The sequence below is a fragment of the Chloroflexota bacterium genome (assembly GCA_015478725.1).
In the GTDB taxonomy this organism is placed as follows: Bacteria; Chloroflexota; Limnocylindria; order Limnocylindrales; family CSP1-4; genus C-114.
This window is the reverse complement of record JADMIG010000028.1, coordinates 23761-31226: the sequence shown is the minus strand read 5'-3', so window position 1 is coordinate 31226 and position 7466 is coordinate 23761. Positions and strand designations below refer to the sequence as shown.

Sequence of the window (7466 nt, the reverse complement as noted above, 5' to 3'; positions counted from 1 at the left end):
GAGCGTCAGGTTGCGGACCTGAAGGTCGTGGGTTCGAGTCCCGCCGGGCGCGCCAGTCACACCGCCGCGATCACGGGACATGGTTCGGCCCCCGGTGGAACCGGGGGCCGAACAACTGACGGGGCACGACGAATGGGGCGCTAGTTGAGCAGCCCCTCCTGGGTGAGCCAGTTCTTCGCGACGGTCGCGATGTCCTGGTTGTTGACGGCGACGTCGACGCCGAGCTGGAGGAGCATCGCGGTCGTCATCTTCGCGGAGGCGTTGTCGAGGAGCGCCTGGAAGGCGGCCTTGTCCGGCACCTTGGCGAGGAAGTCGTCCCGCACGAGCGGCGCGATGTTGTCGGCCGGCTGCGTCTTGAGGTCATCGGTCAGCTGGACGAACCCAAACTGCAGGATCGCCGGCTGGGTCGAGCAGAGCCAGGCGAAATCGATCGTCTTCGCCTGCAGGGCCTGGGCGATCGGTGCGTCGCACGCCGCGAGCGCGACGCGTTGCGCCGGCGGATAGGTGATGCCGTACTGCTTGAGCGCTCCCGAGCAGAGGGGGTTCGTGTCGCAGTCCGGCGGGAGGCCCCACTTGAGCTTGGTCTGGATCGCGGCGAGGTCGCTCATCTTCGTGAGGCTGTACTGGGTCGCGGTGTCCTTGCGGACGACGGCGGCGTTCTGGTCCTGGGCAGGGGTGAAGCCGAAGACCTCGATCCCGCCACCCTTCGTCTTGAGGATCGCCGCGAGCTTGTCGTGGTTCGACTGCGCGTCGCCGGTCGGCGCCGTCTTGTCGTAGTAGCCGAGGCCGGAGCCGATGTACTCCGGGACCATGTCCACCTGACCCTGTTCGAGGAGCGGCTCCCGGGCCTGGCGCGAGCCGAGCCCGAAGTGGCGCTCGACGGTGTACCCGGCGTGCTCGAGGATCTGGGCGTAGATCTCGGCCATGAGCTTGGACTCGTAGAAGTTGTCCGATCCGATGCGCACGGTCGGCAGCGCGACCGAGGCGGCGGGCGTCGCGGCGGCCGCCGACGGTGCCGCCTGCGAGGGCGCCGCCGCCTGCGAGGGCGCCGCCGCCTGCGAGGGCGCCGCCGATGCCGCGGCCGACGGCGCGGGCGTGCTGCCACTCGTGCAGGCAGCGAGGATCATGATGAGCGTCGCCCCGATGGCGAACACGCGGCTGTTCCGCATTCGTACCTCCTCCTTGTGGCCACGCACCGATACGCTCGGCGCGGCGGGCCGGTTTCTCGCTGGGTCAGCCGCCGATGGCGCGAACGAGCGCGCGCGCGCCGGTGGGCGGTGGTTCCCCGGGCACGTCCGGCGGCTCGGGCGTGCGAGCCGGGCTCCGGAGCGGGCTGGGTGTGAGGACACGCTGGACGCCGGCCAGCAGGATGTCGACGCCGATCGCCAGCGCCGCGATGAGGACCGCTCCGGCCTCCACCCGGGGGATGTCGGGCAGGAGCAGTCCGTCGAAGATGTAGCGGCCGAGACCGCCGCCACTGATGATCGCCCCGATCGTCGCCGTGGCGATGACCTGGAGCACGGCCGTGCGGATCCCGCCGACGATGACCGGCGCGGCGAGCGGGATCTCGATCCCCCTGAGGATCTGTCCCTCGCGGAGCCCCATCCCGCGAGCGGCCTCGATGAGATCCCGATCCACCTCCCGGAGCCCGGCGTAGGCGCCGACGAGGATCGGCGGGACGGCGAGCGCGGTCATGGCCACGAAGACCGGGACGACGGACAGCCAGTAGAGCTCGGAGCCGATGCTGAGCGAGATCGGCAGGATCATCCCCATGAGTGCGTACGAGGGGATCGCTCGACCGATGTTGGCGATGTTGATGGCCGCGGTCGCGCCGCGCCCGGTATGGCCGATCCACAGCCCCACGGGCAGGCCGATGAGGAGGGCCACGAGCACCGCAGACCCCGAGATCTCGATGTGCTCGAGGACTCGGGTCGGGACGCCGTCGGCCCCGCTCCAGTGAGCCGGGTCAGCGAGCCACGAGATGAAGCTCGGCATCAGCGCGCCCCCGCCCGCGCCCGGGCCCACGGGGTCGCCCACCGCTCGACCCGGACGAGGACGAGGTCGGCGACGACGGCGAACAGGACGGACAGCCCGGCCCCGAGGTAGATCTTCGTCGGGAAGAACGTCTGGAGACCCTCGGTGAGGAACTGGCCGAAGCCGCCGTACGTGTCGCCGAGGATCGCGGCGACGGTCGCGAGGCCGATGGTTGTCACGGTCGCCAGCCGGATGGCGGCGACCATGAGCGGCACGGCGAGCGGCAGCTCCACGCCGAGCAGGCGCTGGCGCCCGGTGTACCCCATCCCCGTGGCTGCCTCGATGACGTCGGGCGGGACGGCCTGGAAGCCGGCCACGATGCCGCGGACCAGGATGAGGAGGGTGTAGGTCGTGAGGGGGATGATGGCCGTCAGGATCGACAGCCCGGTGAAGCGCGAGACGAGGAGGAATGCGGCGAGGCTCGGGATCGTGTAGAGGATCCCGGTGACACTGATGATGATCGCGTAGGCCCGAGGACGGTGGAGGACCGCGACCGCGATGACGAGCGCGACGACGAATCCGAGGGCGACCGGGATGACGGTCAGCTCGAGGTGCTGGGTGAAGCGTTCCCAGATGAGCCCGAGGTGGTCGCCGATCCAGCCGAAGTCGAGGAACGGCTTGCCGTTCACGGTTCCCCGACCTCGGTCGCCCGCTCGGGTCCCGGCGGATCGTCGTCGGAGGTGTCGCCGGGCAGCGCGTCGCCGGAGCGGCGCACCCAATCGCTGATCTGGGTCACGGTCACGAGCCCGCGGACGGCGCCATGACGGTCCACGACGATCCCGGCCTGGACGTCGCTGCCGAGGAGCATGGACATGGCGTCCTTGAGCGTCGTCCGCCGGTCGAGGAGCGGCGACAGCGCGACGGTGTGCTCGGCGCCGACGGGACCGCTCGCCGGCATCTCCGCCGCGAGGAGCCAGCCGACGGGACGGCGCTCCCGATCGACGAGGAGCGCGCTGCCGAGCGGATCGGCGGCCGCCCGGCGCCGTACGTCGGCGGCGTCGTCGCCGAGCTGGACGATCGTCGGCGTGAGCAGGTCGAGGCTGGCGACCCGGAAGAGCGACAGGCGCTTGAGCCCGCGATCCGTCCCGACGAACCGAGCGACGAAATCGGATGCCGGGTGGGCGAGGATCTCGGCCGGTGGCGCGAACTGGGCGACCTTGCCGCCGGCCTGCATGACCGCGACGAGATCGCCGATCTTGATCGCCTCGTCGATGTCGTGGGTGACGAACAGGATCGTCTTGGCGAGCGTCTCCTGGAGACGGAGGAACTCGTTCTGCAGTCGCTCGCGAACGATCGGGTCGACCGCGCCGAACGGCTCGTCCATGAGCATGACCGGCGGATCCGCCGCGAGGGCGCGGGCGACCCCGACGCGCTGACGCTCGCCGCCCGAAAGCTGGGCCGGGAATCGTCGGGCGTAGGTCGCGGGATCGAGGCCGACGGTCGTGAGCAGCTCTTCGGCACGTGCCTTCTGACGCGCGACCGGCCAGCCGAGCAGGCGTGGCACCGTGGCCACGTTGTCCTCGATCGTCTGGTGCGGGAAGAGGCCGGTCTGCTGGATGACGTAGCCGATCCCGCGCCGGAGCTCGGTCGGGTCGCGGCCGGCCACGTCCTGGCCGTCGAGGAGGATCCGACCGCTCGTGGGTTCGATGAGGCGGTTGACCATCTTGAGCGAGGTCGTCTTGCCGCAGCCGGATGGGCCGACGAAGACGCAGATCTTGCCGGCCGGGATCGCCAGCGAGAGATCGTTGACCGCGCCCGCGCCCTTCCGCAGCGCCGCAGCGTCGTAGGACTTGCTGACGTGGTCGTATTCGACGGTCGCGGCATGGCCGGCGGTCGCAGTCATCCCGAGCGCCCCTCCCCAGCTGGTCCGGGAACAGTAGCCGAACGCATCGCGGCGGGCCCTCAGCTCGGACCGGCGACGATCGGCCCGAAGGAGATCGCTCCCGCCCAGCCGAGCTGACGGCTCACGCCGTCGGCGGCTGCCCTCGTCCGTTCGCCCGCCGCGACGAGGTGGGGACGGAGGCGCTCGCTGGGTGCGCTCACGTTGAGCGCGGCGACGATCGCCCCCCGGAAGTCGCGGATTGGCGCGGAGACACCCGCGACCCCGGCGTCGAACTCCTCGTCGACCGTGGCGTAGCCGGTCGCGCGCGCGGCCGCCACGGCCTCGATCAGGCTGGCGACATCGCGGACGCGCGGTCGTGGTCCGCTCGGGGCGAACGTGACGGCCGCGAACCGGCGCTGGAGCTCCGGGGTCGTCGCATCGATGAGGAGGGCGCGGCCGGCGGACGTGCCATGGGCCGGGACGCGGCTGCCGACCCAGCCGGTCGCGCGATAGCGATGGCCGGGCGCCTCCGTCCGCAGGGTCACGAGCTCCGTCCCGTCGAGGACGCACAGGTGGACCGTCTCTCCGAGCTCAGCCGACAGTGCACGCATCGGCCCGACCGCCGTGGCGAGGAGGCGACCGCCTGCGGCACGGGCAGCGAGCGAGAAGACCGACCACCCGATGCGGTACTGGAGCGTCCCCGGGTCGCGATCGACGAAGCCCGCGTCGGCGAGCCGACCGAGCGCCCGCGAGACCTGGCTCTTGTCGCGGCCGCTGAGCTCGGCCAGCGCGGAGACCCCGAGCCCGGTCTCGCCGGCGGCCTCGGCGTCCGCGAGGCGGTCGAGGAGGGCGAAGTCGCGGGTGAGCCAGCTCGCGCTCGCGCTTGCGGGTTCGTCGGGTGACGCGACAACCATGGTTGCGACAATAGCAACATCGGATGCATGATGTAAAGACGCTCATGAGGATCACCCGGATCCGGCTCGACCGGCTCGTCCTGCCACTCGATCCCGCCTTCGATGCGGCCTGGGATCCGGTTCCCCGCCGATCGTTCCCGGCGACGATCGTTCGGGTCGAGACGGACGAGGGCATCGTGGGCCTCGGCTCGGGCGACACGATGGACGGCTTCGACGCCTATGCCCACCTGTTCGTCGGCGAGGACCCCCTCGCGGTGGCTCGTCACGTCCGGACCCTCGAGACCATCGACTTCCACGCCGGCCGCTACTGGCCGCTCGAGGTGGCGCTCTGGGACATCGTCGGCCAGGTCGCCGGGCTCCCGATCGCGACGCTCTTCGGCGGTGCGACGGATGGCCTCGCGGTCTACGCGTCGTGCGGCGAGCTGAGGAGCCCCGAGGCGCGGGCCGAGTCGGCGCTGCGGTTCTGCGCCGAGGGATTCCGGGCCCTCAAGATCAGGATCGACCGCGATCGACTCCGTGAAGGGATGGACGCGGTCCGGGCCACCCGGCGAGCCGTCGGCGACTCGATGGCCATCATGGTCGACCTCAACCAGGGCTGGCGGATGGCCGGCGACATCGATCGCGGTCTCGACCCGGCGGCGGCGCGGTCCGTCGCGGCCGAGCTTCGCGAGCTCGATGTCCTGTGGCTCGAGGAGCCCCTCCCGGAGACGGATCTCCGCGGCCTCGCCGATCTCCGGCGGGCGGTCGGCATCCGGGTGGCGGGCGGCGAGATGACGCGGACGATGGCAGCCCTCCTCGCCGCGCTCGATGCCGATGCGTTCGACGTCTATCAGCCCGATGTCGTCCTGGCCGTCGGGATGCTGCGGGCCCGGACGATCGCGGAGCTCGCCCTCGCGCGGAACCGCTGGTTCTCGCCGCACACGTGGACGAACGGGATCGGCCTCGCCGCGAACCTCCACGTCGCGGCGGGCGTCGGCGGGGGACCGTTCCTCGAGTTCCCCTACGATCCGCCCGGCTGGACGCCCGAGCGCCGGGATTTCATGCTCGCCGAACCCCTTCGGCCAGGGCCAGACGGCATCCTCCGGGTCCCTGCACGTCCGGGCCTCGGGGTCGCCCTCGACGAGCGCGCCCTCGGACGGTACGCGGCGTGATCGCCGGCCCGCGGGATCCACATGCGCTCGGTCTTGCCGACTGGGTCAGCCGGGCGCGGGACCTCCGGCCGCACACGCTCGCGGTCATCGACGGGGCGTCCGTCGCCGCCACCTCGGGCCGCACGTATCGCGATATGACGGCACGGGACGGCACGGCGATCGCCGAGGTCGCCGAGTGCGACGAGGAGGACGTCGAGCGGGCGGTGCAGGCCGCGCGGAGGGCCTTCGACGACGGCCGCTGGACGGACCTCGCGCCGGCAGATCGGAAGCGACTCCTCCTCCGCTTCGCCGAGCTCGTCGGACGCGATCTCGAGTACCTCGCGCTCGTCGAGGCGCTCGACTGCGGCAAGCCGATCCACGACACGCTGAATGTCGACGCGGCGAAGCCGCCGGCCGTCCTTGCCTGGTACGCGGAGGCGATCGACAAGCGGTACGGCGAGGTGGGCCCGACCGGACCGGATGCGCTGTCGCTCGTCACCCGCGAACCACTCGGCGTCGTGGCGACGATCGTGCCCTGGAACTACCCCCTCATCATCAGCGCCTGGAAGATCGGCGCCGCCCTCGCCGCCGGGAACACGGTCATCCTCAAGCCCGCCTCCCAGTCGCCGCTGTCCGCGATCCGGCTCGGCGAACTCGCCCTGGAGGCCGACCTGCCACCGGGAGTCCTCAACGTCCTCCCGGGTCCCGGTGCGCGGATCGGCCGGGCGCTCGCCCGGCACCCGGGCGTCGACAGGATCGCGTTCACCGGCTCGACGGAGGTCGGGAAGTCGCTCCTCCGGGACATCGGCGAGACGGACGTCAAGAGCATCGGGCTCGAGCTCGGCGGCAAGAGCCCGCAGGTCGTCCTCGCTGACGTCGCAAGCGTCGATGCCGCCGCGTCGGCGATCGGCTGGGGCATCTTCTACAACGCCGGCCAGACGTGCAATGCCGGCTCGCGGCTCATCGTCCATCGGTCCGTCCGCGACGCGGTGGTCTCGAAGGTCGCCGCCCTCGGGCTGGCGCTCGCGCCGGGCGATCCACTCGACCCGGCCACTCGCCTCGGGGCGATGGTCGATCGGGATCAGCTCGAGCGCGTCCTCGGCTACGTCGCCCTCGGCGAGCGGGAGGGCGCGCGCGTCGAGCTCGGCGGAACCCAGGTCCGCGAGGCGACCGGCGGCTTCTACCTCCCCCCGACGATCCTCGGCGGCGTCCGCAACGAGATGCGGGTCGCCCGCGAGGAGATCTTCGGCCCGGTCCTCACGGTCATCGAGTTCGATGACGAGGCCGAGGCGCTCGCGCTCGCGAACGACTCCCCGTACGGGCTCGCCGCAGCCGTCTGGACCCGCGACATCGCGAAGGCGCACCGGATGGCTCGTCGCCTCCGCGCCGGCACGGTCTGGGTGAACACCTTCGACAGCGCCGATCACACGGTCCCCTTCGGTGGCTACGGGCAGTCCGGGTTCGGGCGTGACAAGTCGCTCCACGCACTCGACGACTACAGCCAGCTGAAGACGACGTGGATCGACCTGACGGAGCAGTGAACGTGGAGCATCCGGACGGGGACGC

At 71.5% G+C, this 7466-nt stretch carries 7 protein-coding genes; 2 read left to right on the top strand and 5 right to left on the bottom strand.

The window, feature by feature from the left end:
- Positions 1-140 precede the first annotated feature (140 nt).
- The 5 genes from IVW53_13065 to IVW53_13045 form a co-directional block, all read right to left on the bottom strand.
- Positions 141-1169 carry an ABC transporter substrate-binding protein gene (locus IVW53_13065; GenBank protein MBF6606497.1) on the bottom strand — a complete coding sequence of 343 codons (1029 nt, stop codon included), beginning with the start codon at positions 1167-1169 and terminating at the stop codon, positions 141-143.
- 64 nt (positions 1170-1233) lie between these two features.
- Complete coding sequence (locus tag IVW53_13060; protein ID MBF6606496.1) at positions 1234-1995, bottom strand: ABC transporter permease; 762 nt, start codon at positions 1993-1995, stop codon at positions 1234-1236.
- Entirely contained in the window at positions 1995-2630 is a 636-nt protein-coding gene (locus tag IVW53_13055) for an ABC transporter permease (GenBank protein MBF6606495.1), read from the bottom strand. Before IVW53_13055 ends, IVW53_13060 begins: the two co-directional genes overlap by 1 nt.
- Before the next feature lie 29 nt (positions 2631-2659).
- Positions 2660-3877, bottom strand: a complete 1218-nt coding sequence (locus tag IVW53_13050) for an ATP-binding cassette domain-containing protein (protein MBF6606494.1) — start codon at positions 3875-3877, stop codon at positions 2660-2662.
- Positions 3878-3936: 59 nt separating this feature from the next.
- Positions 3937-4770 carry an IclR family transcriptional regulator gene (locus IVW53_13045; protein MBF6606493.1) on the bottom strand — a complete coding sequence of 278 codons (834 nt, stop codon included), beginning with the start codon at positions 4768-4770 and terminating at the stop codon, positions 3937-3939.
- 44 nt (positions 4771-4814) lie between these two features.
- On the opposite strand from IVW53_13045, the gene IVW53_13040 reads away from it, so the two are divergent.
- Together IVW53_13040 and IVW53_13035 are read left to right on the top strand one after the other, a co-directional pair.
- Positions 4815-5921, top strand: coding sequence for a mandelate racemase/muconate lactonizing enzyme family protein (locus IVW53_13040; protein ID MBF6606492.1), 1107 nt, complete (start codon positions 4815-4817; stop codon positions 5919-5921).
- Positions 5921-7441, top strand: a complete 1521-nt coding sequence (locus IVW53_13035) for an aldehyde dehydrogenase (GenBank protein ID MBF6606491.1) — start codon at positions 5921-5923, stop codon at positions 7439-7441. The genes IVW53_13040 and IVW53_13035 overlap by 1 nt, the downstream gene beginning before the upstream one ends.
- Positions 7442-7466 lie beyond the last annotated feature (25 nt).